The organism is Amycolatopsis sp. NPDC001319 (assembly GCF_042896185.1).
Classification (GTDB): domain Bacteria; phylum Actinomycetota; class Actinomycetes; order Mycobacteriales; family Pseudonocardiaceae; genus Amycolatopsis.
Genome location: NZ_JBIAWY010000003.1, coordinates 779,880 through 805,759, shown reverse-complemented (window position 1 = coordinate 805,759; position 25,880 = coordinate 779,880). Strand labels below are relative to the sequence as shown.

Genomic DNA, 25,880 nt, shown 5'->3' with positions numbered 1-25,880 from the left:
GCCGTCTATTGACTTCAAGAAAACGTTAGCCGGGAAATGATTAGCCGTCAATCGATTGGGGAGGCGTGGTGCCCGAGTTCCTCGACCTGTTCAGCAAGACGCACAAGGCGGTCCGCGCGCTCTCCGATTCGGCGATGCGCGACCACGGCCTGCACGAGGGCCAGAACGTGCTCCTCGCCGCGCTCTGGGCCACCGACGGAGCCACCCCCGGCGAGATCGCCGCCCAGGTGCACGTCACCACGCCCACCGTGGTCAAGATGGCCACCCGCATGACCGCCGCAGGCCTGCTCACGCGCCGCCGCGACGACAAGGACAACCGCCTCGTCCGACTGTGGCTCACCGACGCCGGGCGCGCACTCCAGGAGCCGGTGGAGGCCGAGCGGCGCGAGCTGGAAGCCAAGCTCACGGCGAACCTCACCGAACCCGAGCGAGACCGACTTCTGGGCCTCCTGGCCCAGGTGCACACTTCGGCGAGTGAACTGCTGACGGAGCCCAGGAAGCTCCGCTGATCAGAAGTTCCCGGCGATGAAGCCCTTCACCGAGTTCGCCACCAGCTCCACGGCGATCGCCGCCAGCAGCAGACCCGCGATCTTCGCGACGAGCGTGATGCCGCTTTCCTTGATCAGCCGGATGACCACACCCGAGAAGCGCATGCACGTGTAGATCACGAAGTGCACGGCGACGATCGCGCAGCCCAGCGCGATGTACGCGCCGAGGTGACCGTCGGCCTGGCGCACGAACACGATCGTCGCCGCGATGGCGCCCGGGCCGGCGAGCAGCGGCGTGCCGAGGGGCACGAGGGCGACGTTGACGTCGTCGGCCGCCTCGGGTTCGGTGCCGCCCTTGCCCGTGAGCAGCTGCAGCGCGATGAGCAGGAGCAGCAGGCCGCCGGCGCCCTGCAGCGCGGGGATCCCGATGCCGAGGTACGCGAGGATCGCCTGCCCGGCCACCGCGAACAGCGTGATGACCAGCAGCGACACCAGCACGGCCTGGCGCGCCGCCTTCACGCGCGTGGCCATCGGCTTGCGGCCGACCAGGCTCAGGAACACCGGCACGGTGCCCGGCGGGTCCATGATCACGATGAGCGTGATGGTGGCGCTGATGAACAGCTTCGCGTCGAAGAACTGCGCGACGCCCATCTCAGCCCTTCACGATCTGCGACCCGGTGGCGCGCGCGACGAGCTGCTCGAACTGACCGGGGTCGGTCGTCTCCTGGCCGAGGCCGATCGTCTTGTTCGTGCCGTGGTAGTCGCTCGACCCGGTGCGGATGAGCCCCAGCTCGTCGGCGAGTTCACGCGTGCGGACGCGCGTGGCCGGCTCGTGGTTGGGGTGGTCGACCTCGACGCCGGTCAGGCCGCGACGGGCCAGATCACGCAGGGTGTCCTCGCTGATCGTCGCGCCGCGGCTGTACGCGAACGGGTGCGCGATCACCGTGACGCCGCCCGCGGCGACGATCATGTCGATCGCCTCCTCGACGGGGGTGTCGTGGCGCGGCACGTAGTAACCGCGGCGGCTGCCGAGGTACTCCGCGAAGGCCTCGTCGACGCTCGACACCAGCCCGGCGCGCACGAGCGCCTGCGCGAGGTGCGGGCGACCCGCCGGCGAGTCGGCGGGCAGCAGGCCCATGATCTCGTCGGCGTCGATCGGGAGCCCGTCGGCGGCCATGCGGTCCGCCATCGCGCGCAGCCGCGTGCGGCGTTCGGCCCGCAGGCGCGTCTGCTCGGCGACGAGCGCGGGCGCGGTCGGGTCGAAGAGGTACGCGAGCAGGTGCACGCTGATCCGCCAGCCCGTCTCCGGGTCGACGGACACGGTGGACAGCTCGGCGCCGGGAACGAGAGTCAGCCCGGGCGGGACGGCCTCCGCCGCCGGCGCCCAGCCGGCGGTCGTGTCGTGGTCGGTGATCGCGACCACGTCGAGGCCGACCCGGACGGCAGTTTCGACGAGCCCGGAAGGGCTGTCGGTGCCGTCTGAGGCCGTGGAGTGGGCGTGCAGGTCGATGCGCATCGTGACCATTCTCGACGATGCGCTGCGTCACAGCGACGCCGGTACCTGGGACAACGCCCGCAGGTCAGCCGACGGGCTTCTTGCCCCTCGCGGCACGCTGCGCCTTGATCATGGAGAAGCGCTCAGCTTGCTTCTGCTTGTCGCCGAACACGAGCTCCGAGATCGTGTCGTAGAACTCCTCGGGCCGCGGCAGGTAGTCGATGCGGTTCAGCGCCTGGATCTGACCGGCGGACTCGACGACCATCGTCCCGTACCCGAGCACCCGGCCCCAGCCGGGCCGCTCGTAGGTGAGGTCGGTGACCTTCGTGATGGGCATCATCAGCACCTTCGTGGTGATGACGCCCTTGGTCAGCACGAACCGCTTGTCCGTGACGACGAGGCGCTCCACCCACCACTGGACCACCGCGTAGGCGAACCGCAGCACGACCAGCAGCGCGACGTACCAGAGGATGTTCTGCACCACCCACAACGACGGTGGCAGCAGGTACGAGACCAGCACGCAGACGGCGAGCAGGGCCGCCGCCTCGAACGTGTCCCAGAGCAGCACTGCCCAGTGGCGGCGGATGCGGATGACCCGCCGCTCGGTGTCGAGCAGGTACTCGTCGGGGTCGCGTGGCGCGAACATGTCTCGAGGTTATCCCCCGTCAGCCGTTGAAGACGTTGCTGACGAACGAGACCACCGATTCGGCCGAGCTACGGAGGAAGTCGACGATGTTGCCGACGAGACCTGCCGCCTGGTTCGGCTGAGCGATCACGAAGAACAGCACCAACGCGATACCCACGAGACCCGCAAGCTTCTTCGCGTTCACAGCGATCAATCCCGTCTCTAAACGTGGCACCGGAAAACTGACTTTCTACGTTGTACCGCACCAACCACCCACGCGGCAGGAAAGTCCCGCGCATGGGTCAGCAGGCCGTCCGAAGTGTACCGTATGGCTACTCTCCGTGTACAGCGTGACGAATCTATGGTTGACACCCATGGACACCCGAGTGCCCTGCGTGGGCGGCATCGTGTTCGACGACCAGGGCAGACTGCTGCTCATCCAGCGTGGCCACGATCCGGGCAAAGGCCTCTGGTCACTGCCCGGCGGCCGCGTGGAACAGGGCGAAACGGACGCCGAAGCCGTCGTCCGCGAGCTGCGCGAAGAGACCGGACTCGACGTGAGCCCGCACACATTCGTGGGCATGGTCGCCCGGGGCCCCTACGACATCCGGGACTACGAGTGCGTCGTCACGGCCGGAACCCTCACCGCCGGCGACGACGCCGACGATGCCCGCTGGGTCGACTCGGCCGAACTGGTGGATTTGGACACGTCGGGCCGGCTCGTGGACTTGCTTTTCATCACGCTGCGTGACTGGGGTGCGTTGCCGCGAGCCTGATTCCATCGGTGTAATTGCGCGACACGGCGATTGCTTGCGCGAATGTTCGTGGTTTTCGCACGCCGGTGAATGGTGTTATCTCCGCACAGACCGCCGGATGAGCACGGGAAATGCGGAGTTGAGCAATTCCGTATCAATGCCCGTGCATATGAAGACGCAAGCGCGCACGGTCCACGGGTGTGACTGATGGGGTGAATGTGACACAGGTGACACAGCGTGCAGCCGGTGCACCTGCGCCGGCGGTCAGGCCGGCAGCCAGGTCATGCGCTGGCCGTGCGGCGACGTCCGGGCCAACGTGCGGACGACCGGCTTCCCGTCCGACCACGTGACCAGGCCGAGTACGCCGGCGTCCGACGGGTCCGGTGCCAGGGCGTCCAGGTCGGTGCGGTCGGGCAGCAGCAGCTTGAGGCCCGCTTCGTAGAAGCCCTGCGTGACCCACCACAGGGGGCGCGTGGCCGCGAGCGCGGCCAGCTCGGCCACGAAGTCGGCCCGGCGGTCACCGAAATAGGCCAGCGCGTGGCTGGTCAGGACCACCAAGGGCAGCTCGGCCGGCAGCGTCGCCGCGGCCGCGGCCAGGTCGTCCACGCCGTCGCCGGCGATCAGGGGCGGCACGTGCTTGCGCTGTTCCGCGGCCGCCGTGCGCAGCAGGCGGATGCGGTCCGGCTGGTCGGCCCAGACGCAGGCCTCCAGCCAGGCCAGCTCTTCCTCGTCGGCGAGGTCGACCGGGGCGCGGTCCAGACCGGCGCGCGCGGCGACGGCGATCTTCTTCGGCAGCTTCGGCAGCACGGCGCCGGGCGCGAGGTCCAGTGCGCAGTGCAGGCCGACGGCGGCCTTGGCGGGGCCGGCGACGAGCTGTTCGCCGCCGTCGCACTGGTAGCGGTAGGAGAAGCGGTCGAGGCCGAGCAGCAGGCCCGCGCTGCAGCCGACCTCGAGCAGGGCGATCTTGCCGCCCGCTTCCTTGGCCGCCGCCGCGACCGCGGGGTAGACGAGCGACGCGCGGCGGACCTCGTTGGTCTGGGTGTAGCGCGTCGAAATCAGTTCGCGGGCCTTGTCCGCGCGCTCCAGCAGGAAGGTGCGGAACAGCGGCCACGTCTCGTTGTCCACGCCGTCGAACCCGCCCAGTGACGGGTAGTAGCGCGACAGCGGGTGGATCGGGTCGGCCTGGATGAGGCGGTGGGCGGCGGCCAGCAGCAGGGTGCCGCGAGCCTCGCCGCCGCGGGCGTCGGTGAGCAGGCCGGCGACGTCGTCGTCCTCGGCCGCCTGCGTGGCGAGGTGGTCGTACAGCGGCGAAACGCCGCGCGCCTCGACCTCGGCGAACGTTCGCAACCGCCGCTTGATCTCTTCCAGGGCGATGGCCACCCGCGCTCCTCCTCGAACAGCTCCGTACCGGGGTAACGCCGCCTGAGCCACTTGCGACACTCACCGGTGGTGAGGAGTACCCTCAACCATTGGTGTTCGTGCGTCAACGCGAGCCCCACCACTCTCCGCGTCTCACGATCGCGCCGGCCCGAAGGAGGTGAGGAACGCCCCATGAGTAGTGGCGATAGTCCGCTCCCTAGTAGTCCCAGCGTTCCCGCCCAGCCGGCCGGCCGATTTTTCTCCTGGTAGGTCCGGCGAACAGGGAACGCCGGTGATGCCGGACGGACGCTGAAGTCCGCCTGGCCGTCGTCTTCGGGTTCCACCACGACGCCAGCCCAGGAGATCCCATGCCTGCCATCCCCTCCCTCGGAGGCCTTCGCGGCCGCGGCGGCAGCCGCACCAAGCCGATGCTCGAGCGGCCCATCCCCGTGCCCTTGTCGGCGTACGTCGTCGACTGCGCGGTGTACGTCGACGGCGCTCGGTTGCCCGGCCGCTGGACGCATTCCGAGGCCATCAAAGAGGTGCGCAAGCGGCACGCGGGGTTCGTCTGGATCGGACTGCACGAACCGGACGGAGAGCAGATCCAGGGCATCGCCGACACGTTCGGGCTCCACGAGCTGGCCGTCGAAGACGCGCTCGAAGCCCACCAGCGCCCGAAGCTCGAGCGCTACGACGACACGCTCTTCCTGGTGCTCAAGACCGTCCGCTACGTGGAGCACGAGTCGCCGACCACGGCCAACGAGATCGTCGAGACCGGCGAGCTCATGGTGTTCCTCGGCCGCGACTTCGTGATCACCGTGCGCCACGGCAACCACTCCGGTCTCGCCCGGCTGCGCCGCGACATGGACGACGACCACGAGCGCCTGAGCCTCGGCCCGGCCGCGGTGGTCCACGCCATCGCCGACCACGTGGTCGACCACTACCTCGAGGTCTCCAGCCGCATCGAGTCCGACATCGACGAGATCGAGGCGCAGGTCTTCGCGCCGCGTTCACTGGTGAGCGCCGAGCAGATCTACCTGATGAAGCGGGAAGTGCTGGAGCTGCGCCGCGCCGTGCTGCCGCTCGCCACGCCCGTCTCGCGTCTGGCCGAGGGCTACACGCGGCTGGTGCCCGACGAGGTGCGTTCGTACTTCCGCGACGTCGCTGACCACCTCGTGACGGTGTCCGAGCGCGTGGCCGCGTTCGACGAGCTGCTGAGCACCCTGGTCGACGCCACCGTCGCGAAGATCTCGCTGCAGCAGAACACCGACATGCGCAAGATCACCGCGTGGGCGGCGATCATCACCGTGCCCACGATGGGCGCGGGGATCTACGGCATGAACTTCGACTACATGCCCGAGCTGCACTGGAAGTTCGGCTACCCGATCGCGGTCACGGTGATCTTCGCGATCTGCTTGCTCCTGTACCGAATATTCCGGAAGAACGGCTGGCTCTAGGCCGCCACGCGGTCCCCGTTCCTTCACCCGGTAGCGCTACAGGAGCACCCCCATGCCTCGTTTGCTGACCAACCTCAAGTTCTGGGCCCTGGCCCTCGGGATCGTCTGGATCCTCGGCATCGTCACCGTGATCAGCCTCAACCCGGGGTTCTCGCACGGCATGAAGTGACGCCACCAGGCCTTACCCTGGGCGCATGCCCAAGGCACTGGTGGTGGCCGACGAGGTCGACGAGCGGTTGTGGACCGGTGCGGTCCGCTCGCTCGACGTCGACCTCGTCGTCGCCGCCGGTGACCTGCCCTACGACTACCTCGAATTCCTCGCCGGCGCGCTCGACGTGCCGTGCGTGTTCGTGCCGGGCAACCACGATCCCGACCTGAGCGGCTACACCCGGTACGGCGGACTGTCCATGAAGGACGGTTTCCCGACCGAGTGGCCCGGCCCCGCGGGCGGGATCAACGCCGACGGACGCGTGGTCGACGTCGCCGGCCTCCGGTTCGCCGGGCTCGGCGGCTCGATCCGCTACAACGACGGCCCGAACCAGTGGACGCAGCGCCAGCAGTCGCGCCGGGCCCGCGGGCTGGAGCGGCGCGCGAAGTGGCGGCGCCGCCGTGACGGGCGCGAGGTCGACGTGGTGCTCACCCACTCCCCTCCGCTGCACCTCGGGGACCGCGAAGACTCACCACACCGCGGTTTCGCCTGCCTGCACCGCACGATCGCCACGCTGCGGCCGAGCTGGCTGCTGCACGGCCACATCCACCCGCACGGCGAACCGGTGCCCGACCGCGTGGTCGGCACCACCCGCGTGCGCAACGTGGTGGGCCACCGGATCATGGAGTTCCCGCGATGACCAGACCCACGGGTTTCCCTCGCGCCGACGCCGAACACGACTTCCTGCGTGCCCGTCGCGGCCAGGTCCTTTCGCGACTGTCCACCTGGCTGCGCCGCGAGCCCGACGACGTGAACATCATGCTGCCGTTCCACGAAGTCGTCGACGCGCTGGGTTACGCGGGCGAGTCGCGCATCGGGCTGCGAGTGATCACTTTGGATTCGATCGTGGGCACGGTGGACCGCAGCCGCGACTTCGACCGCCGCTTCCGCCCGACGTCCGGGCGCGTGCGCGAACGCTGGGAACGGCTCGCGCTCGCAGCCCGCCGCGGGGAGGCGATCCCGCCGATCGAGGTGTATCGCGTGGGCGAGCTGCACTTCATCATCGACGGCCACCATCGCGTGTCCGTCGCCCACGCGCAGGGTGTGTCCACAATAGAGGCCCAGGTCACGGTGGTGCGCACGAAGCTCAACCCCACCGGCATCCGCTACCGCGGCGACCTGATCGTGAAGGACTACCGGCGGCTGTTCCTCGAACGCGTGCCGCTGACCGGCCACGCGCGGGCGTCGGTGATCATGTCGGACCCGTGGGACTACGCGCAGCTCGGCGAGCACGTGGAAGCCTGGGGCTTCCGGCTCATGCAGGACGAGGGCCGCTTCACCGACCGCGCCAAGCTCGCGCAGCGCTGGTTCGACGAGGAGTTCACGCCCGTCACCGGCATGCTGCGCCAGGCCGACCTGGTCGGCGACCGCACCGACGCCGAGGCCTACCTGTGGGTCGCCGCCGAGCGGTACCGGCTCATCCGCACCCACCGCTGGGACGACGACGTGATCGAGGCACTGCGCTCGCGTCGCCACTGAGCTCTTGTCAGGATCGCCCTGACGTCGCTAGCGTCAGGGCAGTCCTGACACGCTCCTGGGGAGGTCCCGCGATGACCGACGACAGCTACTGCTCCTTCTGCCTCAAGCCCGCCAACGAGGTCGGCAAACTCATCTCCGGCTCCGGTGTGTACATCTGCGACGGCTGCGTGGGCCTGTGCGGCGAGATCCTCGCCGGGCAGCACGAGCCGGCCACACCGGAAGTCACGCTGTGGGAACGGAAGTCCGACGACGAGATCCTGCAGAGCATCCCGCGCATGGCCATGGTGAGCGCCCAGGCCGACGCACGCATCCAGGCGCAGGTGGATCTGCTGCGTTCGCGCGGCGTCGCCTGGGCGCGCATCGGTGAAGCACTGGGCGTGACGCGGCAGTCGGCGTGGGAACGGTTCTCAGCCGACAAGTGAGCCATGGGTCGATCGTCGGCCTCAGGCCCATCGGCGCACGCAGCTGCCTTGACGGACCTCGCTCCCCTCCCATACGTTTAACGTGTTGGTTAAATGTATGGGAGGCGGGAGTGGCCGGCACCGATCAGCTCAGCGCCGTCTTCTCGGCACTCGCGGACCCGACTCGGCGGGCGATCCTCGCCGAACTGGCCGAGCGCGATGCCACGGTCACCGAGCTCACCGCGCCTCTCGCCATCTCGATGCCGGCGGTATCGCGACATCTGAAGGTGCTCGAACGCGCCACGCTCATCTCGCGGACGCGTTCCGGCAAGTGGCGCGCGAGCCACCTCGAAGCTGCCCCGCTGCGCGAGGCGGCCGACTGGATCGAGCGCTACCGGAAGTTCTGGGACACGTCGCTCACCCGCCTCGACGCGCACCTCGCCGCCGTGCAGGCCGCTGAACGCGCAACGGACTCGACGGAGGGCGACCCCACAACGCCCACCGACACGGCCTCGGACCACAAGGAGCCCTGATGCAGGCAGAACCCCCGCAGATCGACATCTCGCGCGTGCTCGACGCGCCGCGGGAGCTCGTCTACCGAGCCTTCACCGAGCCGGACCACTTCGTGGCCTGGTGGGGCCCGATCGGCAATTCGTTGCCGCGCAAGGAGATCGACTTCGACGTGCGCCCGGGCGGCCACCAGCGATGGACGGAGGTCTCCCCAGCCGATCCCGGCATTCGGGTCCACGTCTACGTCGAGCTCACAGACGTCACCGACGGCGAGCTCCTCGACGGCCGCATGCACGTCACCGGTCAGCTCCCGGACGGCATCGAGCCGTTCGAGACGAGACTCCGGGTCGAGTTCTCCGACGAGGCCGACGGGCGGACGCGACTCGAGATCCGCCAGTGGCTCCCCCGGCACCAGACCGGCAATGCCGAGCAGGGTTGGCGCGAAGCGTTGACCAAGCTGGACGCCGCTCTGATCGGTACCCGCACCTCGCCGTCGAGCGTCGAGGTGTTGTGACATGGCCAAGCTGATCTACGTGACGAACATGTCTCTCGACGGGTACATCGAGGACAAACACGGCGCCTTCAACCTGTACCCGCACAACGACGACGTGTTCGCGGCCACCACCGACCTCATCCGTGCCGTGGGCACGTTCCTCTATGGACGCCGGCTGTACGAAACGATGGCCCCTTGGGAAACCGACGCCGCCCTCGCCGCGCAGTCCGGCCTCACCGCCGACTTCGCGACCGCCTGGCAAGCGGCGGACAAAGTCGTCTACTCCACGACACTGGCCGCGGCGTCAACCGCCAAGACCCGGCTCGAAAAACGCTTCGATGCTGATTCGGTGCGCGCGATGAAGGCCTCAGCCACCAGCGATCTCACCGTGGGGGGCGCACACCTGGCGGCGCAGGCGTTCACGGCCGGGTTGGTCGACGAGTGCCGGCTGTTCGTCTGGCCCAGCATCATCGGCGGCGGAAAGCCGGCGATGCCCAGTGACGTTCGCGCCGATCTGGAACTCCTCGATGAGCGCCGATTCGACAACGGCGTCGTGCATCTCCGGTATCGCGTCGCGACCTGAGCCTCCAGGACATGGCCGGACCCGTCCAATGGCTCGATCAAGCGGCCAGCGTCTTTCGCAGCCACGGGTAGACGGTGCCCGTCCACACCTGCTGGCCGAGGCCGGCGCAGTGGCCGTCGGCGCCTTCGGCCGCGGTGAGCTGCACGACCTGGGCATTTGTGGTCAACGCGTCGCGCAGCTGCGGTCCGCCGCCGGCCGTGAAGTCGTGTTCCGACTCCACGAGCAGGGCCGGGCAGGTGATGTTCGCCGCGTCGGCCAGCATCGTGAAGCGGCGCAGCTCGGCGAAGTACTCGCGGACGGAGTCGAGGCCGTGCGCCGCCATCCGGGCGCGGAAGAACTCCGCGCGGTCGGCGTTGCGGCGCATCTGCACGCGCACCACGGGTGCGGCCGCCAGCGCCGCGGCACCGGACGGCACCCGCGCGCCCAGGTCCGGCTGCGCCGGGTCGCACACGAGAGCGGCGATCCGGTGCTCGGCGGTCGCGGCGCGCGGGGCCAGGTAGCCGGCGAACGACCGGCCCACGAGCACCACCTTCGCCGGGTCGGCCTCGGGCCGGTCGAGCAGCCAGTCGAGGACGGGGGTGAGCACGTGTTCGAAGTCGTGGCGCAGGTACCGGTGCTGGACGTAGAGCGTCTCGCCTTGCCCGGGGCCGTCGAAGACGAGCACGTTGTAACCGCGGTCGACGGCGGCGGGCACGTCGAGCCAGCCGGACTCGGCCGTGGAGTCGTATCCGCACGGCAGCACGACGGTGGGCCGCGGTGTATCGGAGGCGTGCGGCGCGAAGAAGTAGCCGTGCAGAGTCGTGTCCTCGTACGGGATCCGCACCGCCTCGGCGGGGTGTTCGAGGAGCTTCACGGCGTCGGCGAACGCCTCGACGTGACCACGGTAGGCCGTTTGCAGCCGCGGATCGTCCACATCGGACCGGATGAAGAAGTACGCCTGGCGGAAGTACTCGCTCGCGCGCAGGAACGCGTGCCGCGCGCTCACGCGGTCACCCGCCGCCAGCGCCGAGTCCGCCGCCACCCGGGCCCGATCCGCCGGGGCCGACCACGCGTCGTACCAGCCGCCGCCGGAAAGCTTGCCGACGCCGCGCGCCGTCGCGAACGCCTCGCCGAGGTCGGCCGCGTGCACCACCGCGGCGTTGAGCGTGCGCGTGAACTGGCCGTCGTAGCCGGGATCACTGAAGAACACCTTCGCCGGATCCGTCATGCCCGGTCAGTCGGGCACGCCACGACACGGGTTACCGGCATTGAAAAACGAACGGTCCCTCCCCGGCCGAGCCGGGAAGGGACCGTTCACCCCCGATCAGTGATCACACGTGAACCGCCGGCACCACGGCCGCGCCGCGAGGCGCGCCTGGGCGCAGCAGCAGGCCGGTGATCACGGCGCCGGCCGCGAAGATGACCGCGGCCCAGGTGAACGCCGTGGTGTAGCTGTGCACGGCGGCCGCCGCGGCGAGCTGGGGGGTGGGCGTGCGCCCGGCCAGGAAGGACGTCGCCGCGTTGCCCGCGAGGGTGCTCAGCAGCGCGGTGCCGATCGAGCCGCCGACCTGCTGCATCGTGTTGACCGTGGCCGACGCGACGCCCGCGTCGTGCAGCTCGACCCCGAACGTCGCGACGCTCATCGCCGGCGCCATCGACAGCCCGATGCCCACACCGAGCACCATGAGCGGCCCCAGCACTCCCCCGACGTACGTGCTGTCGACGTCGATCGCGCTCAGCCACAGCAGGCCGCCGGCGGCGATCAGCATGCCCGTGGGCACCAGCGGTTTGGGCCCGAAGCGCGGCAGCAGCACGCTCGTCGCGGTGGTCGCGGCCGCCATCAGCGTGGCAACCATCGGCAGGAAGCCGAAGCCGCTCTCGATGGGCGTGAACTTCAGGTTCTGCTGCACGTAGAACGTGAGGAACAGGAAGATCGAGAACATCCCGATGGCGATGAGGAACATCGCGATGTACGAGCCGCCGCGGTCGCGGTCGAGCAGGACGCGCATCGGCAGCAACGGGTGCTTCACGCGCTGCTGCAGCACGACGAACGTCGCCAGCAGCGCCAGCCCCGCCGCGAGGAAGCCCCACACGGAGACCGAGCCCCACGAGTCGTGCTCGGCGTTGGAGAAGCCGTAGACGAGGGCGAACAGACCGGCCGACGCGCTGATCGTGCCCGGCAGGTCGAGCTTCGGGCGCGGGCCGTCGGACTCCTGGCGGCGCAGCAGCAGGGCGCCGCCGATGAAGGCGATGACCGCGAACACGATGTTCACGAACATGCACCAGCGCCAGTCGAGGTACTCGGTGAGCAGACCGCCGAGCAGCAGGCCGACGGCGGCACCGCCACCGCCGATCGCGCCGAACACGCCGAAGGCGCGGCCGCGTTCCTTCGGGTCGGTGAACGTGGTGGTGAGCAAGGAAAGCGCGGCCGGCGCGAGCAGCGCGCCGAACACCCCCTGCGCCGCGCGGGCGATGAGCAGCATCTCAATGCTGCTCGCCGCGCCGCCGATCGCGGACACCGCGGCGAAGCCGGCGAGGCCCACGAGCAACGCGTTCTTGCGGCCGAACAGGTCCGCGAGCCGGCCGCCGAGCAGCAGCAGGCTGCCGAACGCGAGCGCGTACGCGGTGACGACCCACTGGCGGGCGTCGTTGGAGAAGCCGAGGTCGACCTGCGCCGAAGGCAGCGCGATGTTCACGACGGTGGCGTCGAGCACCACCATCAGCTGGGCCAGGCCGATCACCACGAGGATGGCCCAGCGTCTGGAATGGTGCGGGTTCTGGGCGTGGCTCGGCGCGTCCTCCCCCGGACGCTCGAGCGTGGCCGTCGAGTCAGGCATGCGGATTTCCCTCACGGATAGTGATCACAGCGCTATGTGGAGTAGGTACCTCCCCTTACTCGACCCAAGGTACACAAAAACCGGAGACAGTGTCTCGACTTCTTTTGGTAACCTGGGCGTCATGACACGGGACGCTGCTCCCGCCGCACCGGCGCGGCCGCTGCGGCGTGACGCCGAGCTCAACCGCAGGCGCATCCTCGAAGCCGCTCGCGCCGTCTTCGGCAAGCGCGGGCTGGAGGCGACGCTCGACGACGTCGCACACCACGCCGGTCTGGGCGTCGGCACCGTCTACCGGCGATTCCCCAGCAAGGAACACCTGGTCGAGGCGATGTTCGTCGAGCGGCTGCAGGAAATCGCCGACCTCGCGGAGCAGGCGCTGGGCGCCGAAGACCCGTGGGACGGCTTCGTCGACTTCGTGTGGCGCACGGTCGAGCTGCACTCCGCGGACCGCGGGCTGCGGGAGATCATGCTGTCCAAGGCGTTCGGCCACGAGCACGTGGCCGAGGTGAAGGCGCACATGGTGCCGCTCATCACGCGGGTGATGGAGCGCGCGCAGGAGTCCGGCCAGCTGCGGGCGGACCTCGTGCCCACCGACCTGCCGCTCATCCACCAGATGGTCGGCGCGGCGATCGAGTACACCAGCGCCGTCGAGCCGCACCTGTGGCGCCGCTGCCTCGCCCTGATCCTCGACGGCCTGCGCGCCGAGCCGGGCCGCGCGACGGCGCTGCCGCACCCCGGGCTCGACCAGGATGAGATCGACCAGGCGATGTGCGCGTGGCGCCAGCCCCGCCACCCCCACCCGGCGACGCCGCCCATCCCTCGCCCGAAGCAGTAAGTCCCGCTCGCGGCACCGAACGCCCCAACGCGGCGTTCGGTGCGCTCAACGCACCGAACGCCGCATTGGGGCGCGCAAAGGCAGGGTCACTCGCTGGGCATGATGGCCCACAGAATCAGGTACGCGACGAACTGCGGGCCGGGCAGCAGGCAGGACAGCAGCGCGAGCACGCGGACCTTGCCCGGCGTGGTGCCGAAGCGGCGGGCGAGCCCGGCGCACACGCCGCCGATCGTGCGGTCGTTGCGCGGGCGGCTCAGCCTCTGCGTGACAGGTGCGGTCATCGTGGTCCCCTCCCGTTGGGTCAGTGACTCCAGGACACCAGGACCGCGCCGCGGGCACATCGCTCCCCGGGACGATTCGGACCCCTAAGGGCCCGGGCCCGTCTTCTCGCCGCGCTCGGACCGGCGTTCGATTTCACGACGCTGACCTGCGCGAACACCACCGCGCGGTGTGGGATTTCCCTGTCAGGGCTGATTTTTCGCGCGATTCGTGGTGATACTGCACCCCGTGCGCTCCCCCTTCGGACCCATTGTCGTCGCGCTCGGTGGCGCGCTGCTGCTCGCCGGCTGTTCCTCGGCGGCCGCCCCCGCGCCCGTTTCGCAAGCCCCCTCGCCGATGACGGCCGTGGCGGCGCTCGGCGACTTCACCACGCTCGACTACTGCAGCCTGCTCGACGTCTCCCGCCTGCGCGGCGCGACGGCCGACGACCCCGACTCGTCGTTCACCGACTGCCGCACCGATTACGTGCGCAGCGGGCGCCAGCACACGGTGAGCGTGGGCCCCCTGGCGGCCGACGCCGACCCGAACGTGAAGCCGTACGAGTACTCGGGCCCGCTCCCCGACGGCGTCGCCGTGCAGCAGGCCGGTTTCACGCCCGACAAGACGTGCTCGCGCGTGGTGACGTTCGCCGACGGCATCCGCCTCAACGTCGCCGTGACCGACGGCGAAGGCGCCGGTGCGTCGGCCGACCGCTGTTCCGACGCCGACGCCGTGGTGGGCGGGGTCCTCGCCGCCGCGAGCGGCGGCAAGGTGCGCCACCACCAGTTCCCCGACCGTTCGTGGGGCCGCGTGGACCCGTGCGCGCTGCTCAACGTCCACGAGCTCGACGCGATCGCCGGCGCCGGAACACAGCCGTCGGCCGGGTTGTCGGGTCACTCCTGCATCCGCGGCACGGTGAGCGTCGCGTTCTCCGTGCAGAAACAAGCCCCCACCGGCGCGACCGAAACCCTCGGCGGCCGCACGGCGCGCCAGAGCACCGACGGCGCGTTCTGCCACCTGACGACCACGCAGCCGTCGCCGGACACCCCGGGGCGCGGCGAGCAGGCGGTGGTGAGCGCGGTGGACACGAGCGGTTCGAGCGGCGCGGCCGCGTGCCCCACCGCGAGCCAGGTCGCGGCGCTGGTGTTCGCGAAGATCCCCTGAGCACGACGAAGGCCCCTTCCCGCGCTGAGCGTGAAGGGGCCTCCGGGTCGGGAACCTAGTCCTGGTAGGTCAGGTTCCGGCCGTTGCTCGGGTCGAACAGCTTGACCTTGTCCGCGTCGAACCAGATCTCCAGGTCCGCGTTCTCCGCGGCCTGCGACTCGGCCGACAGCCGGGCCACGATGAGCGACGCGGCGCCCGGCACGTCGGCGGAACCACTATCGGCGGCCAGCTCGGCGAGCTCGGCCGACGTGGCTACCTCGCCTTCCACCGTGAAGTGCGCGAACTTCTCCGAGCCCATCGACTCCAGCACGTCGATGTGCGCGGTGAACGTGGAACCCGCACCGCGCTGGGCGGCGTCGACGAGCGACGCGTCCTCGAAGTTCTCCGGCCGGATGCCGGCGATCACCTCGCGCGGGGCGTTGGCGGCCTCGGCCATGCGGCGGACGCGGTCGGTGAGCGGCGTGGTGCCCAGCGGGCTGTGCAGCTCGCCGTTCTCCAGCGTCGCCGGGACGAAGTTCATCGACGGCGAGCCGATGAAGCCGGCCACGAACAGGTTCGCCGGGTTGTCGTAGAGGAACTGCGGCGAGCCGATCTGCTGCACGTACCCGGCCCGCAGCACCACCACGCGGTCGCCCAGCGTCATGGCCTCGGTCTGGTCGTGGGTCACGTACAGCGTGGTCGTGCCCAGCTGCTTCTGGATCTTCGACACCGACGTGCGCATCTGCCCGCGCAGCTTGGCGTCCAGGTTGGACAGTGGTTCGTCCATCAGGAACGCCTTGGGGTTGCGCACGATCGCGCGCCCCATCGCCACGCGCTGGCGCTGGCCACCGGAGAGGTTCGACGGCTTGCGGTCCAGGTGCGCGGTGAGGTCGAGGATCTTCGCCGCCTCCTCCACCTTCGCGCGCACCGTCGCGTCGTCCACTTTGGCCAGTCGCAGCGGGAACGCCATGTTCTCGCGCACGCTCATGTGCGGGTAGAGCGCGTAGGACTGGAACACCATCGCGATGTCACGGTCCTTCGGCGCCCGCTCGTTCACGCGCTTGCCGTCGATGCGCAGCTCGCCGGACGAGATGTCCTCCAGCCCGGCCACCATGTTGAGCGTGGTGGACTTCCCGCAGCCGGACGGGCCGACGAGGATGATGAACTCGCCGTCCGCGATCGTGATGTCCACTTCGGACACCGCGAGCGCACCGTCGGGGTAACGCTTCGAAACTTTGTCGAGGACGATTTCAGCCATGGCTCAGCCCTTCACCGCACCGGACGTCAGCCCCGCCACGATGCGACGCTGGAAGAACAACACGAACAGGATGATCGGGATGGTGATCACGACCGCGGCCGCACTCACCTGACCCGTCGGGTCCTCGAACTGCGAAGACCCGGTGAAGAACGACAACGCGGCCGGCACCGTGCGCGACGCCGTGGTGGACGTCAGCGAGATGGCGAACAGGAAGTCGTTCCAGCAGAAGATGAACACCAGGATCGCCGTGGTGAACACGCCCGGCGCGGCCAGCGGCGCGATCACCTTCCGGAAGGCCTGGGCCGGCGTCGCGCCGTCCATCTTCGCCGCCTTTTCGAGCTCCCACGGGATCTCCCGGAAGAACGCCGAGAGCGTGTAGATCGAAAGCGGCAGGGCGAACGTGATGTAGGGCAGGATCAGCCCCATCCACGTGTCGAACAGGCCCAGGTTGCGCTCGATGTTGAACAGCGGCGTGACGAGCGAGACCTGCGGGAACATCGCGATCAGCAGGGAAAGCCCCACGAGCAGCTGCTTTCCGGGGAACTCGAGGCGCGCGATGGCGTAGGCCGCCATCGTGCCCAGCACCACCGCGATCACCGTGGAGATCACCGCGATGCCGATCGAGTTCACCAAGGCCCGCAGGAACTCCGACGTCTGGAAGATGTCGGCGTAGTTCTTCAGCGTCCACTGCTGGGGCCAGAAGCTGCCGTCGTTGAGCGTGTCCTTCGTCTTGAAGGACAGGGAGATGATCCACAGCACGGGGATCAGCGCGAAGGCCACGACGAGGATGTCGACGAGGCCCCACCTCACTTTGCGGCCGGTCGTGACCGCACCACCGATGGCCATCAGCGTTTACCCCCGTCGTCCGTGCCGGGTGCGGCGGTGCCGAACACCTTGATGAAGAGGAACGCGATGATCGCCACCGTGATGAAGATCAGCACGGCCATCGTGGACCCGATGCCGAGGTTGAGACCCTTGACCAGGTTGTCGTAGGTCATCATCGACACCGACCCCGTATCCTGCGCTCCGTTCGTGAGCACGTAGATGTTGTCGAAGATGCGGAACGCGTCGAGCGTGCGGAACAGCAGCGCCACGAGGATCGCGGGCTTCATCACCGGCAGCATCACCTTGGTGAACCGCTGCCACGCGCTCGCGCCGTCCATCGCCGCGGCCTTGAGCAGGTCCTCCGGCACCAGCGCGAGGCCGGCCATCAGCAGCAGCGCCATGAACGGCGTGGTCTTCCACACCTCGGCGAGGATGATGATGAACAGCGACGGCCACTGCTCGGTGAGCGGCGCCGCGCCTTCACCGAGGGCGTTCGCGAGGTAACCGGTCTCCGGCGTCCACGCGAAGTACCACGAGAACGCCGCCACGACCGTGACGATGCCGTACGGGATCAAGGCGACGGTGCGCACGAGCCCGCGGCCCACGAGCGTGCGGTGCATGATCAGCGCGAGCGCCATGCCGAGCGCGAACTCGATCGCCACCGACACCACGGTCAGGAACATCGTGGTGCCGAACGCCGTCCACCAGTAGGAGCTGGTGAGCACGGCGCCGTAGTTCGCGAACCCGATGAACTCCTGCTGCGCCGGGAACCTCAGGTCGTAGCGCTGCAGCGAAAGCCAGATCGAGTAGACGATCGGGTAGCCCGTCACCGCGATCATCACGAGGAACGCCGGCGCGCAGAGCCACAGGCCCAGCCGTCGTTCGGCCTTCTTCCCCTCGCTGAGAACGGGTTTTCCCTTGCGGTGGCTCACGGCCTCGTGCGCGGCCGGTGGTGCGCCGGTGGGTTCGGCGGGGTCGGCGGTGCCGGTTGAGGGGTCCTGGACGGTCACGGGATCACTCCCTTCGACTGGAGCGCGTCACTGAGTTGTTCCCGCAGCTGCTGCGCCGTCACGGGCGGGTCGATCTCCGAAGGCGGCGACAGGATCTTCGACATGACCGTGGACGCGTTCTGGTACGCCGGGGAAAGCGGGCGCACCGCGGCGGTCTTCAACGCGTCGAGGATGGTGTCGCGCATCGGGTACTTGATGGCCATGTTGGGGTTGTCGTTCGACGCCGGCTTCGACGGGTCGAGCGGAACGTCGTTGTGGTACACCGATTCGATGGTCGGCGGCACACCGTCGTTGATGGCCGAGAACTTCTGGTTCTCCGCGCTGCGCAAGCACAACGCGGCTTCGAACGCCTCGGGCTTGTGCTGCGAATACGTGCTCACCGCGAGGTCGTAACCACCGATGGTCGTCTTCGCCGGCATGCCGGCCTTCGCCTCCGGGTAGACCGCCCACTTGAAGTGCGACAGGTCCTGCGGCTTCTCCTCCGCGTACGAGGCGTAGACGAACGGCCAGTTCAGCTCGAACGCGGCGTTGCCGCGCTGGAACGTCTGGCGGACGTCGTCCTCCTTCTGGTTGGTCAGCGACGGGTCCGTGATGCCCGACGACGTGACCTGCTTGAGCAGCGCCAGCGCGTCGACCGCGCCCTGGTCCATCACCACGGACTTGCCGTCGTCGGACAGGATGTGGCCGCCGAGCGATTCGACGAGCGTGTTGTAGATGACGACCAGGCCTTCGTACTGCGCACCGGTGAAGACGATGCTGTACGGCTTCTTCTCCTGCTTGAGCTGCTGCGACATCTGCATCATCTCGTCCCACGTCTTCGGCGGGTTCGGGGTGATGCGGTCGTCGTACCAGAGCAGCTGCACGTTGGTGTTCTTCGGTGCGGCGTAGAGCTTTCCCTCGTAGGTGGCCGTCTCGAGCGGGCCCTGCAGCACACCGTCGGACGCGGCGGCCTTGTTCTGGCCCGTCCACTCCTCGGCCCAGCCCGCCTCGGCGAACTCCGACACCCACGTCACGTCGAGCCCGAGGATGTCCATCGAGGTGTCACCGGCGGCGAGCCGGCGCGCCATCTGGATTCGCTGGTCGTCGGCACCGCGCTGGAGTTTGTTGTAGACGATTTCGTAGCGCCCGTTCGCGGCTTTGTTGCAGTTGTCGACAACGGTCTGGAAATTGTCCTCAGGCGCGTAGTACACGTTGATCTTCATCGGTCCCCCGCCCGTGCCACACGCGGCGAGCAGACCCGTGGTCATCAATCCGGCGGCCAGCAGCGCGCCCGTTCGGGCGGGCGAGCGACCCCGTAGCCTCTTCTTCCCCATCGAACAAAAGCCTCCTCACCCGCGCACGCCGGTTACCGTGACGCCCCCAGGCATCACGACGCGATGAGGCGAGTCGCGCCAGCACCCCGACGTGCTAGTGCTCGGTCGGTCGCGCTGGAGGACGCGGCCGCCCGACTGGTGTCGGACAACCTATGCCCGGCGATCACACCCCGCAAGCAGTATCCGTAACGATTCAGGCTTGTGCAGCGCGAAACGCCGGAATTATTGGGGTGAACTGTGGACCGGGAGTGCTTCCATTCGGGTGACTCAGCACGAATTCGCCATCGGCACAACCCGAATTCGGCCTAGGAAGGCCCCTAATCGGCCCCCTCTTCTTCACTGCCCGGCACCACGGGGATGCGGCGCCGGGCAGTGGAGAACGGGCGTCAGGCGGTGGCGGGTGGCGGCTTCAACGCGAGCTTCGAGAGCAGTTCCCGCCCCTGTTCGGCCGAACGCGGCTGGCACAGCACGTCGTAACGGCCGGCCACCAATTGGCTCGCCGACGAGAAGTCACGGCGCCCGCGGGCCGCGCGGTAGCCGATACCCGCGAACAACAGACCCGAAAGGACACCGAGCACGAGCCCGGTGAGCAATTGCAACGCGAAGCCCTGGTTCACGAACAGGCCCAGCAGCAGCCCGGCGAACAAGCCGAACCACGCGCCGGACATCGCGCCCGCCCCCAGGACCCGGCCCCACGTGAGCCTGCCGATCACGCGTTCCACGAGCATCAGGTCCACGCCGACGATCGTCACGTCGGTGACCGCGAACTCGCTCTCCGCCAGGAAGTCCACCGCGCGCTGGGCTTCCTCGTAGGTACCGTACGACCCGATCGGCCAGCCGGTGGGCGGCGTCGGGAGCCGCGGCGGCCCGGCCGGCCGTCCACCACCAAAGGGACTGCTCACCATCATCACCTGCGTACTCGTCCGGTCCGAGGGGTCCATCTTGTCAAGAACCGGCGAACCGTGCGAACCGCGTACTGGTGAATGCCGTTCACCCGCGGTGGGTCAGTGGTCCAGCCCCTTCGCGAAACCGGCCACCGCGTCGGCGAACGGCCTGGGCTCCTCCAGGTGGCCGAAGTGCCCGCTGTGCTCCAGGACCACGAGCTGCGAGCCCGGGATCCCGTCGTGCAGCTCGCGGCCCCAGCGCACGCCGCAGATCACGTCGTAGCGGCCGACGACCACGAGCGCCGGCACCCCGATCGTGGTCAGCACCGGACGGTCGTCGAACAGGTCGGGGGTGCCGTCGGCGTCGCGGCCGGAGATGTAGACGCCGCCGACCTGATCCTGCAGCGGGCCGAACTCGGCGAAGCGGCCGCGGAAGTCGGCGAAGTACGCGGGCAGGACCCCGCGCACGGCCCGCGTCATGTCCTCGTCGGACGAGATCGAGCCGATCGACTGGAACGCCGCGAGCACGTCCGGCAGACCGCGGTCGCCTTCGGAGCGGGCCGCGTACGCCTCCAGCTGACGCATCAGCTCCTCGCCGTGCTCCGCCCCGACGACGGGCGCGCTGTCGTAGAGCACGATCCCGGAGACGCGCTCGGGGTGCGTCAGCGCGAGGCGCTGGGCGACGAACCCACCGTGGGAGTGGCCGAGGAAGAGCGTCTTCTCGAGCCCGAGGTGGTCGAGAAGCGCGAGGACCGCGCGGACGTAGCGGTCGCGGGTGTAGCCGTCCGGGTGCGTGGCCAGCCGGCTCGAACCGCCGGTGCCGATCGGCTCCGGGTAGACGACGGTGAACTGCTCCTCCACGACCGGCATGCGCAGGTACTCCCAGTCGATGCCGGGACCACCGGAGTGCGCGAGCAGGACGGGCCCGCAACCGTGCACGTGGTAGCGCTGGGCGAGGCCGTCGAGCTCGACGGTGTGGGTGCCCGGGGAAAGGTGGTCGGTCACAGCTGGGTCGGTCACGGGGTGCTCCGTCTCGTACGGGTGTTCTGGACACCCGCACGATGCGCAGCGGCGGCGGTTAGTTCGATCCGTTCGCTGTGACGGCGACCATAGGCGCGTGGTGGAGCCGCAGCTCCGCCACGCGGCCGCCGTCCAGCGTCATCAGCCAGGCGACGCCGGGCGGGCAGTGCGTCGGGTTGTCGGGCGGGTTGACCAGGTCCATCTCCCACACCACGACGTCTCGGCTGGCGACGACGTGCACCGGCCGCTGGCGCACGCCCGCGGCGAGATCACCTTCCATCCCGCGCAGCAGGAAGTCGTGGCCCACGCCGCGGACGTCACCCGCGGTGAGCACGACGTCCTCGGCCCACCGGTCGGCGAGCACCCGGGTGAACTCGCCGCGCTCGGCCGCGGCCAGGGTGTCCAGCGCGTCGAGCTTGCTGCCGGCGACGAGCGCGCCGGCGTCGTCGTGGGCCGAAGCCGCGGTGGCGCGCAGTGCTTCGGCGAGCTTGGCGCGGCCGTGGTTCAGCCGGCTGCGCACGGTGCCGACGGGGACGCCGAGCGCTCGCGCGATCTGCTCGTACGACGTGACGCCGAGCGAGAAGTGCCGCAGGATCATCACCATCCGCACGGGCGGCGAAAGCTGCTCTACGGCCTGCCAGACCCAGTCGCGCAAGGCGTGGTCGTCGAGCAGCTGCTCGGGAGTGGCGAGCGTCGACGCGGTGAGGTCCCAGCCGTCGGCGACGGGAATGTCGCGTGTGGACCGAAGCCGCGCGCGGCAGGCGTTGCGCACCACCATCCGCAGCCACGCGCCGGCCGCGGCCGGGTCGCGGACGTCGCCGATCCGCCGCAGTGCCACCACGGCCGCGTCCTGCACGGCGTCGTCGGCCTCGGCGGTGTAGCCGAGGAGCGCGATCGCGACGCCGCGCATGCCGGCTTCGTGGCGCGCGAGGAGCACACCGAGCGCCGTCATGTCACCGGACTGCGCGGCGCGCGTCAGCTCGGCGTCCGAAAGCTCGCTCACCACTCCAATGTACGAGCGGTCCGGTGCACTTCCGCGTGAACTCGGGCACTCCGGGCAGCGAAGGGGGTGTGGTCAGGCAGGTGTTCAGGATTTCGACTTGTACTCACGCAGCAGGCCGCGGCTGATGATCGTCTTCTGGATCTCGCTGGTGCCCTCGCCGATCAGCAGGAACGGTGCCTCGCGCATGAGCCGCTCGATCTCGTACTCCTTCGAGTAGCCGTAGCCGCCGTGGATGCGGAAGGCGTCCTGCGTGACCTCGGCGCAGTACTCGGACGCGAGCAGCTTCGCCATGCCGGCCTCGACGTCGTTGCGGGCGCCGGAATCCTTGAGCCGCGCGGCGTTGACCATCATCAGGTGCGCGGCCTCGACCTTCGTCGCCATCTCCGCGAGCTTGAACGCGATGGCCTGGTGCTCGGCGATGGGCTTGCCGAACGTCTTGCGCTGCTGCGCGTACTCCACCGCCAGCTCGAACGCGCGGATCGCGATGCCGCACGCCCGCGCGGCCACGTTCACGCGGCCGACCTCGACACCGTCCATCATGTACGCGAAGCCCTCGCCCGGCGCGCCGCCGAGCACCTGGCCGGCGTCGATGCGGAAGCCGTCGAACACCGCCTCGGTGGTGTCGACGCCCTTGTACCCCATCTTCTCGATCTTCCCCGGGATGGTGAGGCCCGGCAGCACCTCGCCGTAGCCCTCGGGCTTCTCGACGAGGAACGTCGTGAGGTTGCGGTGGGCCTTCTGCGCACCTTCGTCGGTCTTCACGAGCAACGCGATGAGGTTCGAGGTGCCGCCGTTGGTGAGCCACATCTTGGCGCCGTCGATCACGTAGCCGTCGCCGTCGCGGCGGGCGCGGGTCTTGATCGCGGCGACGTCGGAACCCAGGTCCGGCTCCGACATCGAGAACGCGCCGCGCACCTCACCCGTGGCCATTCGCGGCAGGTAGTGCTGCTTCTGCTCTTCGGTGCCGTGACGGGAAATCATGTGGGCGACGATGAAGTGCGTGTTGATCACGCCCGAGACGCTCATCCAGCCGCGCGCGATCTCCTCCACCACGAGCGCGTAGGTGAGCAGCGACTCGCCGAGGCCGCCGTACTCCTCGGGGATGGTGAGGCCGAACAGGCCCAGTGCCTTCATGCCCTCGACGATCTCCGCCGGGTAGGCGTCCGCGTGCTCCAGCTCCTGCGCGCGCGGGATGACCTCCTTGTCCACGAACGAACGCACGGTCGCGAGGATCTCGGACTGCACGTCGGTCAGGCCGGCGGTCTGGGCGAGGCGGGCCATCACGGGCTCCTTCCGCGGGGTTACCGCGGAGTATGGACGGCTGCGCGGGTACCCGCCTATGAGGGTGCTCACGCCCAGGCCGCGTTTGCCCCGTTACTGTACCGATCGTTACTGATCCGACCACAGTCACGGCCGAATGGCTTCGTAGCAACGGTTACGTGCCGCGTGGGGGGTCGGCCTACTTTTGGCCGGATCAGTAAAGTGCGGTTCCAGGCAACCTGTGGCTGGGAAGGAGCGTGATGAACGAGAGCTACGAACACCCGTCGTTCGAGCACCAGCCGTACCCGCCGCAGGGTCCGCCGCCCGGCGCGGGTCTGGCGATCGGGTCGCTGGTGTGCTCGATCGCGGGCTTCATCGTGTGCGCGCCCGCCGCGATCGCCGGGGTCGTGATGGGCCACATCGCCTACTACCGCTCGCGCCACGGGCGGGCGACCGGCGGCGCGCTGGCGATCGCCGGCTTCGTGATCGGTTACCTGGCGCTGGCCGTGTGGGGGATCATGATCCCGCTCGTGCTGCACGAGCTCGACAAGTACGGCGCCTTCGGCTGAGAAGGCTCGCGGTGGGCGACCACCAGAACCGAGGGGGAACCCGATGACCAACCCGTCCGAGCCGCAGGACCGGCCGAACGAGACCACGGCGTACGAGCCGCCGGCGACCGCCGAACCCGGCTCGTACGACCCGCCGGCCACCGCGGACCCGGCGCCGTACGACCCGCCGGCTTCCGACGCGACGGGGTTCGGCTCGCCCGACAGCGTCAGCACGGCGAGCGACCAGCCGATGAGCTTCGCAGCGCCGGACAGCACCGGGTCTTCGAGCGAGACCGCGTTCGCCGCGCCGGGCTCGACCGAGGCCGCATCGCCGTACGCGGCGCCGGGCAGCGGTGAGCAGCCGTCCCCGTACGCCGCGCCCGGAAGCCAGCCCTCCGGCGGCTTCGCGGCGCCCAGCCAGCCCGAGGCCGCCGCGTACCCCGGTGTCCAGCCGTCCAGTGCGTACGCGGCTCCGGCCTACCCCGGCCAGCCGTACCCGGGCCCGACCGCCTCGTACCCGGGTGCGCCGGGAGGTCCCGGTGTTCCGGGCGTGCCGGCCGCCGCGCCGTACGGCCAGCCCTACCCGCAGCAGCCCTACGGTCAGCCGTACTCGCCGTACGGCCCGCAGCAGTCCAACGGCCTCGCCATCGGCGCGCTCGTCTGCTCGCTCCTGGGCCTGCTCACGTGCCTGATCGCGATCCCCGGCATCGTCATGGGCCACATCGCGCTCGCGAAGGCCAACCGCGGCGAAGCGGGCGGCCGCGGCATGGCGCTCTCGGCCGTGGTGATCGGCTACGTGATCGTGGCGCTGTACGTGGGCTTCTTCGTCACGATCGTGATCCTCGGGACCAACGGGTACCTCGACAACTAGCAGCCGTCACTCAGCCAGCGCGTCACCCTCCTGGCGCGGCTGCGGCGGGCCGGCGTGCCCGTTGGGCACCGGCGCGGTCACCTGCGGCACGGGTCGCTCCAGCGCGGGCGGCTCGGGCTCGGGTGCCTCGGGGGCGGCCGGCTCCTCGGCCGGCTGCTTCTTGCCCTGCGGGGTGTTCGCGTCGAGGAAGCGCAGCAGCTCCACCGGGAACGGCAGCACCAGCGTCGAGTTCTTCTCCGCCGAAACCTGCACCACCGTCTCCAGCAGGCGCAGCTGCAACGCACCCGGGTGGTCGCTCATGGCCGCCGCGGCCTGCGCGAGCTTTTCCGACGCCTGCAGCTCACCGTCGGCGGAGATCACGCGCGCACGGCGTTCGCGTTCGGCCTCGGCCTGGCGCGACATCGAGCGCTTCATCGACTCCGGCAGGGCCACGTCCTTGATCTCGACGCGGTCGATGTGGATGCCCCAGTCGATCGCGGGGCTGTCGATCATGATCTCGAGGCCCTGGTTGAGCCGTTCCCGGTTCGACAGCAGGTCGTCGAGGTCGCTCTTGCCGATGATGGACCGCAGCGACGTCTGGGCCACCTGGCCGACGGCCGCGCGGTAGTCCTGCACGTTGACCGCGGCCAGCACCGGGTCGACCACGTTGAAGTACACAACGGCGTCGACGCGGACCGTCACGTTGTCACGCGTGATGCCGTCCTGGCCCGGCACGGGCATCGTGACGATCTGCATGTTCACCTTGTGCATGCGGTCCGCAACCGGTACCAGCAGCGTCAGGCCGGGCCCGCGCACCTCCGGGCGAACCCGCCCGAAGCGGAACACCAGGCCACGTTCGAACTGCTTCACCACGCGCACACCGGAGGCGAGCCAGACTCCGCCCACGACGACCACCGCGCTGAGAATTTCAACGATCATGGCAGCTCCCCGGGATCGCAGAACCCCTGGATTTTTACTGTACGCGCGCTTGGTGCCCAGGGAAA

At 69.4% G+C, this 25,880-nt stretch carries 30 protein-coding genes; 13 read left to right on the top strand and 17 right to left on the bottom strand.

What is annotated here, in order from left to right; translation table 11 throughout:
* Positions 1-68 precede the first annotated feature (68 nt).
* Positions 69-509, top strand: coding sequence for a MarR family transcriptional regulator (locus ACFY1H_RS14475; protein WP_366575189.1), 441 nt, complete (start codon positions 69-71; stop codon positions 507-509).
* Here ACFY1H_RS14475 and ACFY1H_RS14470 read toward each other — a convergent pair whose 3' ends face one another.
* Genes ACFY1H_RS14470 through ACFY1H_RS14455 form a run of 4 tightly spaced genes read right to left on the bottom strand, consistent with a single transcriptional unit; the run spans position 510 to position 2,813 of the window.
* Positions 510-1,139 (bottom strand): MarC family protein, encoded by a 630-nt coding sequence (locus tag ACFY1H_RS14470; RefSeq protein WP_364059240.1) that lies wholly within the window; start codon positions 1,137-1,139, stop codon positions 510-512.
* Position 1,140: 1 nt separating this feature from the next.
* Positions 1,141-2,013 (bottom strand): PHP domain-containing protein, encoded by an 873-nt coding sequence (locus ACFY1H_RS14465; RefSeq protein WP_386946738.1) that lies wholly within the window; start codon positions 2,011-2,013, stop codon positions 1,141-1,143.
* Between the two features lie 55 nt (positions 2,014-2,068).
* Positions 2,069-2,629: a PH domain-containing protein gene (locus ACFY1H_RS14460; protein WP_220246440.1), complete on the bottom strand. Its 561-nt coding sequence runs from the start codon at positions 2,627-2,629 to the stop codon at positions 2,069-2,071.
* 19 nt (positions 2,630-2,648) lie between these two features.
* Positions 2,649-2,813, bottom strand: a complete 165-nt coding sequence (locus tag ACFY1H_RS14455) for a hypothetical protein (RefSeq protein WP_285970301.1) — start codon at positions 2,811-2,813, stop codon at positions 2,649-2,651.
* Positions 2,814-2,982: 169 nt separating this feature from the next.
* Between ACFY1H_RS14455 and ACFY1H_RS14450 the strand changes: the two genes are divergently transcribed.
* Positions 2,983-3,384 (top strand): NUDIX domain-containing protein, encoded by a 402-nt coding sequence (locus ACFY1H_RS14450; RefSeq protein ID WP_366575193.1) that lies wholly within the window; start codon positions 2,983-2,985, stop codon positions 3,382-3,384.
* 243 nt (positions 3,385-3,627) lie between these two features.
* Here the strand turns inward: ACFY1H_RS14450 and ACFY1H_RS14445 are convergent, their stop codons facing one another.
* On the bottom strand, positions 3,628-4,743 hold the full coding sequence (locus ACFY1H_RS14445; protein WP_386946735.1) for a DUF2332 domain-containing protein: 1,116 nt from the start codon (positions 4,741-4,743) through the stop codon (positions 3,628-3,630).
* Between the two features lie 347 nt (positions 4,744-5,090).
* On the opposite strand from ACFY1H_RS14445, the gene corA reads away from it, so the two are divergent.
* The 7 genes from corA to ACFY1H_RS14410 all read left to right on the top strand — a co-directional run bounded on the left by corA (position 5,091) and on the right by ACFY1H_RS14410 (position 9,853).
* Positions 5,091-6,179, top strand: a complete 1,089-nt coding sequence (gene corA / locus ACFY1H_RS14440; RefSeq protein ID WP_366575197.1) for a magnesium/cobalt transporter CorA — start codon at positions 5,091-5,093, stop codon at positions 6,177-6,179.
* Positions 6,180-6,373: 194 nt separating this feature from the next.
* Positions 6,374-7,027, top strand: a complete 654-nt coding sequence (locus ACFY1H_RS14435; RefSeq protein WP_386946732.1) for a metallophosphoesterase — start codon at positions 6,374-6,376, stop codon at positions 7,025-7,027.
* Entirely contained in the window at positions 7,024-7,866 is an 843-nt protein-coding gene (locus ACFY1H_RS14430) for a chromosome partitioning protein ParB (protein ID WP_366575201.1), read from the top strand. The genes ACFY1H_RS14435 and ACFY1H_RS14430 overlap by 4 nt, the downstream gene beginning before the upstream one ends.
* 71 nt (positions 7,867-7,937) lie before the next feature.
* On the top strand, positions 7,938-8,288 hold the full coding sequence (locus tag ACFY1H_RS14425; RefSeq protein WP_386946730.1) for a ClpX C4-type zinc finger protein: 351 nt from the start codon (positions 7,938-7,940) through the stop codon (positions 8,286-8,288).
* 110 nt (positions 8,289-8,398) lie between these two features.
* The gene (locus ACFY1H_RS14420; protein WP_366575203.1) at positions 8,399-8,800 is read left to right on the top strand and encodes a metalloregulator ArsR/SmtB family transcription factor; all 402 of its coding nucleotides are present in this window, start codon (positions 8,399-8,401) and stop codon (positions 8,798-8,800) included.
* On the top strand, positions 8,800-9,291 hold the full coding sequence (locus ACFY1H_RS14415) for an SRPBCC domain-containing protein (protein WP_366575205.1): 492 nt from the start codon (positions 8,800-8,802) through the stop codon (positions 9,289-9,291). Before ACFY1H_RS14420 ends, ACFY1H_RS14415 begins: the two co-directional genes overlap by 1 nt.
* A gap of 1 nt (position 9,292) precedes the next feature.
* Positions 9,293-9,853 (top strand): dihydrofolate reductase family protein, encoded by a 561-nt coding sequence (locus ACFY1H_RS14410; RefSeq protein ID WP_366575207.1) that lies wholly within the window; start codon positions 9,293-9,295, stop codon positions 9,851-9,853.
* Positions 9,854-9,890: 37 nt separating this feature from the next.
* Here the strand turns inward: ACFY1H_RS14410 and ACFY1H_RS14405 are convergent, their stop codons facing one another.
* Both ACFY1H_RS14405 and ACFY1H_RS14400 read right to left on the bottom strand, forming a co-directional pair.
* Positions 9,891-11,060, bottom strand: coding sequence for an alpha/beta fold hydrolase (locus tag ACFY1H_RS14405; RefSeq protein ID WP_366575209.1), 1,170 nt, complete (start codon positions 11,058-11,060; stop codon positions 9,891-9,893).
* Positions 11,061-11,163: 103 nt separating this feature from the next.
* A complete protein-coding gene (locus ACFY1H_RS14400) occupies positions 11,164-12,669 on the bottom strand; it encodes an MFS transporter (RefSeq protein ID WP_386946727.1) in 1,506 nt (501 codons plus the stop codon).
* Positions 12,670-12,790: 121 nt separating this feature from the next.
* On the opposite strand from ACFY1H_RS14400, the gene ACFY1H_RS14395 reads away from it, so the two are divergent.
* On the top strand, positions 12,791-13,504 hold the full coding sequence (locus ACFY1H_RS14395) for a TetR/AcrR family transcriptional regulator (RefSeq protein WP_366575213.1): 714 nt from the start codon (positions 12,791-12,793) through the stop codon (positions 13,502-13,504).
* A gap of 86 nt (positions 13,505-13,590) precedes the next feature.
* Here the strand turns inward: ACFY1H_RS14395 and ACFY1H_RS14390 are convergent, their stop codons facing one another.
* Positions 13,591-13,785, bottom strand: coding sequence for a PspC domain-containing protein (locus tag ACFY1H_RS14390; RefSeq protein ID WP_386946725.1), 195 nt, complete (start codon positions 13,783-13,785; stop codon positions 13,591-13,593).
* Between the two features lie 226 nt (positions 13,786-14,011).
* Here ACFY1H_RS14390 and ACFY1H_RS14385 point away from each other — a divergent pair, with 226 nt between their 5' ends.
* Positions 14,012-14,926 (top strand): hypothetical protein, encoded by a 915-nt coding sequence (locus ACFY1H_RS14385; protein ID WP_386946723.1) that lies wholly within the window; start codon positions 14,012-14,014, stop codon positions 14,924-14,926.
* Between the two features lie 55 nt (positions 14,927-14,981).
* On the opposite strand, the gene ACFY1H_RS14380 is transcribed toward ACFY1H_RS14385, so the two are convergent.
* From ACFY1H_RS14380 to ACFY1H_RS14345, 8 genes are all read right to left on the bottom strand, one after another.
* Complete coding sequence (locus ACFY1H_RS14380) at positions 14,982-16,163, bottom strand: sn-glycerol-3-phosphate ABC transporter ATP-binding protein UgpC (protein ID WP_366575217.1); 1,182 nt, start codon at positions 16,161-16,163, stop codon at positions 14,982-14,984.
* A 3-nt stretch (positions 16,164-16,166) separates the two neighbouring features.
* Positions 16,167-17,009, bottom strand: coding sequence for a carbohydrate ABC transporter permease (locus ACFY1H_RS14375; protein ID WP_366575219.1), 843 nt, complete (start codon positions 17,007-17,009; stop codon positions 16,167-16,169).
* Positions 17,009-17,920, bottom strand: a complete 912-nt coding sequence (locus ACFY1H_RS14370) for a carbohydrate ABC transporter permease (protein ID WP_386946894.1) — start codon at positions 17,918-17,920, stop codon at positions 17,009-17,011. The genes ACFY1H_RS14375 and ACFY1H_RS14370 overlap by 1 nt, the downstream gene beginning before the upstream one ends.
* 74 nt (positions 17,921-17,994) lie before the next feature.
* Positions 17,995-19,311, bottom strand: coding sequence for an ABC transporter substrate-binding protein (locus ACFY1H_RS14365; RefSeq protein ID WP_366575222.1), 1,317 nt, complete (start codon positions 19,309-19,311; stop codon positions 17,995-17,997).
* Positions 19,312-19,697: 386 nt separating this feature from the next.
* Entirely contained in the window at positions 19,698-20,219 is a 522-nt protein-coding gene (locus ACFY1H_RS14360; protein WP_366575924.1) for a general stress protein, read from the bottom strand.
* Between the two features lie 96 nt (positions 20,220-20,315).
* Positions 20,316-21,215 carry an alpha/beta fold hydrolase gene (locus ACFY1H_RS14355; RefSeq protein WP_386946721.1) on the bottom strand — a complete coding sequence of 300 codons (900 nt, stop codon included), beginning with the start codon at positions 21,213-21,215 and terminating at the stop codon, positions 20,316-20,318.
* A 58-nt stretch (positions 21,216-21,273) separates the two neighbouring features.
* A complete protein-coding gene (locus ACFY1H_RS14350) occupies positions 21,274-22,218 on the bottom strand; it encodes an RNA polymerase sigma factor (RefSeq protein ID WP_386946719.1) in 945 nt (314 codons plus the stop codon).
* An 84-nt stretch (positions 22,219-22,302) separates the two neighbouring features.
* Positions 22,303-23,499: an acyl-CoA dehydrogenase family protein gene (locus tag ACFY1H_RS14345; protein ID WP_386946717.1), complete on the bottom strand. Its 1,197-nt coding sequence runs from the start codon at positions 23,497-23,499 to the stop codon at positions 22,303-22,305.
* A gap of 239 nt (positions 23,500-23,738) precedes the next feature.
* Here ACFY1H_RS14345 and ACFY1H_RS14340 point away from each other — a divergent pair, with 239 nt between their 5' ends.
* Together ACFY1H_RS14340 and ACFY1H_RS14335 are read left to right on the top strand one after the other, a co-directional pair.
* The gene (locus ACFY1H_RS14340; RefSeq protein WP_285970319.1) at positions 23,739-24,047 is read left to right on the top strand and encodes a DUF4190 domain-containing protein; all 309 of its coding nucleotides are present in this window, start codon (positions 23,739-23,741) and stop codon (positions 24,045-24,047) included.
* 43 nt (positions 24,048-24,090) lie between these two features.
* Entirely contained in the window at positions 24,091-24,897 is an 807-nt protein-coding gene (locus ACFY1H_RS14335; protein ID WP_386946715.1) for a DUF4190 domain-containing protein, read from the top strand.
* Between the two features lie 6 nt (positions 24,898-24,903).
* Here ACFY1H_RS14335 and ACFY1H_RS14330 read toward each other — a convergent pair whose 3' ends face one another.
* Complete coding sequence (locus tag ACFY1H_RS14330; RefSeq protein ID WP_366575230.1) at positions 24,904-25,815, bottom strand: slipin family protein; 912 nt, start codon at positions 25,813-25,815, stop codon at positions 24,904-24,906.
* Positions 25,816-25,880 lie beyond the last annotated feature (65 nt).

Bases quoted from the DNA above. Each gene is read 5' to 3' on its own strand.
- ACFY1H_RS14470 (WP_364059240.1), bottom strand. From the start codon at position 1,139: ATGGGCGTCGCGCAGTTCTTCGACGCGAAGCTGTTCATCAGCGCCACC.
- ACFY1H_RS14465 (WP_386946738.1), bottom strand. From the start codon at position 2,013: ATGGTCACGATGCGCATCGACCTGCACGCCCACTCCACGGCCTCAGAC.
- ACFY1H_RS14460 (WP_220246440.1), bottom strand. From the start codon at position 2,629: ATGTTCGCGCCACGCGACCCCGACGAGTACCTGCTCGACACCGAGCGG.
- ACFY1H_RS14450 (WP_366575193.1), top strand. From the start codon at position 2,983: ATGGACACCCGAGTGCCCTGCGTGGGCGGCATCGTGTTCGACGACCAG.
- corA (WP_366575197.1), top strand. From the start codon at position 5,091: ATGCCTGCCATCCCCTCCCTCGGAGGCCTTCGCGGCCGCGGCGGCAGC.
- ACFY1H_RS14435 (WP_386946732.1), top strand. From the start codon at position 6,374: ATGCCCAAGGCACTGGTGGTGGCCGACGAGGTCGACGAGCGGTTGTGG.
- ACFY1H_RS14430 (WP_366575201.1), top strand. From the start codon at position 7,024: ATGACCAGACCCACGGGTTTCCCTCGCGCCGACGCCGAACACGACTTC.
- ACFY1H_RS14425 (WP_386946730.1), top strand. From the start codon at position 7,938: ATGACCGACGACAGCTACTGCTCCTTCTGCCTCAAGCCCGCCAACGAG.
- ACFY1H_RS14415 (WP_366575205.1), top strand. From the start codon at position 8,800: ATGCAGGCAGAACCCCCGCAGATCGACATCTCGCGCGTGCTCGACGCG.
- ACFY1H_RS14410 (WP_366575207.1), top strand. From the start codon at position 9,293: ATGGCCAAGCTGATCTACGTGACGAACATGTCTCTCGACGGGTACATC.
- ACFY1H_RS14405 (WP_366575209.1), bottom strand. From the start codon at position 11,060: ATGACGGATCCGGCGAAGGTGTTCTTCAGTGATCCCGGCTACGACGGC.
- ACFY1H_RS14400 (WP_386946727.1), bottom strand. From the start codon at position 12,669: ATGCCTGACTCGACGGCCACGCTCGAGCGTCCGGGGGAGGACGCGCCG.
- ACFY1H_RS14395 (WP_366575213.1), top strand. From the start codon at position 12,791: ATGACACGGGACGCTGCTCCCGCCGCACCGGCGCGGCCGCTGCGGCGT.
- ACFY1H_RS14390 (WP_386946725.1), bottom strand. From the start codon at position 13,785: ATGACCGCACCTGTCACGCAGAGGCTGAGCCGCCCGCGCAACGACCGC.
- ACFY1H_RS14380 (WP_366575217.1), bottom strand. From the start codon at position 16,163: ATGGCTGAAATCGTCCTCGACAAAGTTTCGAAGCGTTACCCCGACGGT.
- ACFY1H_RS14375 (WP_366575219.1), bottom strand. From the start codon at position 17,009: ATGGCCATCGGTGGTGCGGTCACGACCGGCCGCAAAGTGAGGTGGGGC.
- ACFY1H_RS14365 (WP_366575222.1), bottom strand. From the start codon at position 19,311: ATGGGGAAGAAGAGGCTACGGGGTCGCTCGCCCGCCCGAACGGGCGCG.
- ACFY1H_RS14360 (WP_366575924.1), bottom strand. From the start codon at position 20,219: ATGATGGTGAGCAGTCCCTTTGGTGGTGGACGGCCGGCCGGGCCGCCG.
- ACFY1H_RS14345 (WP_386946717.1), bottom strand. From the start codon at position 23,499: ATGGCCCGCCTCGCCCAGACCGCCGGCCTGACCGACGTGCAGTCCGAG.
- ACFY1H_RS14340 (WP_285970319.1), top strand. From the start codon at position 23,739: ATGAACGAGAGCTACGAACACCCGTCGTTCGAGCACCAGCCGTACCCG.
- ACFY1H_RS14335 (WP_386946715.1), top strand. From the start codon at position 24,091: ATGACCAACCCGTCCGAGCCGCAGGACCGGCCGAACGAGACCACGGCG.
- ACFY1H_RS14330 (WP_366575230.1), bottom strand. From the start codon at position 25,815: ATGATCGTTGAAATTCTCAGCGCGGTGGTCGTCGTGGGCGGAGTCTGG.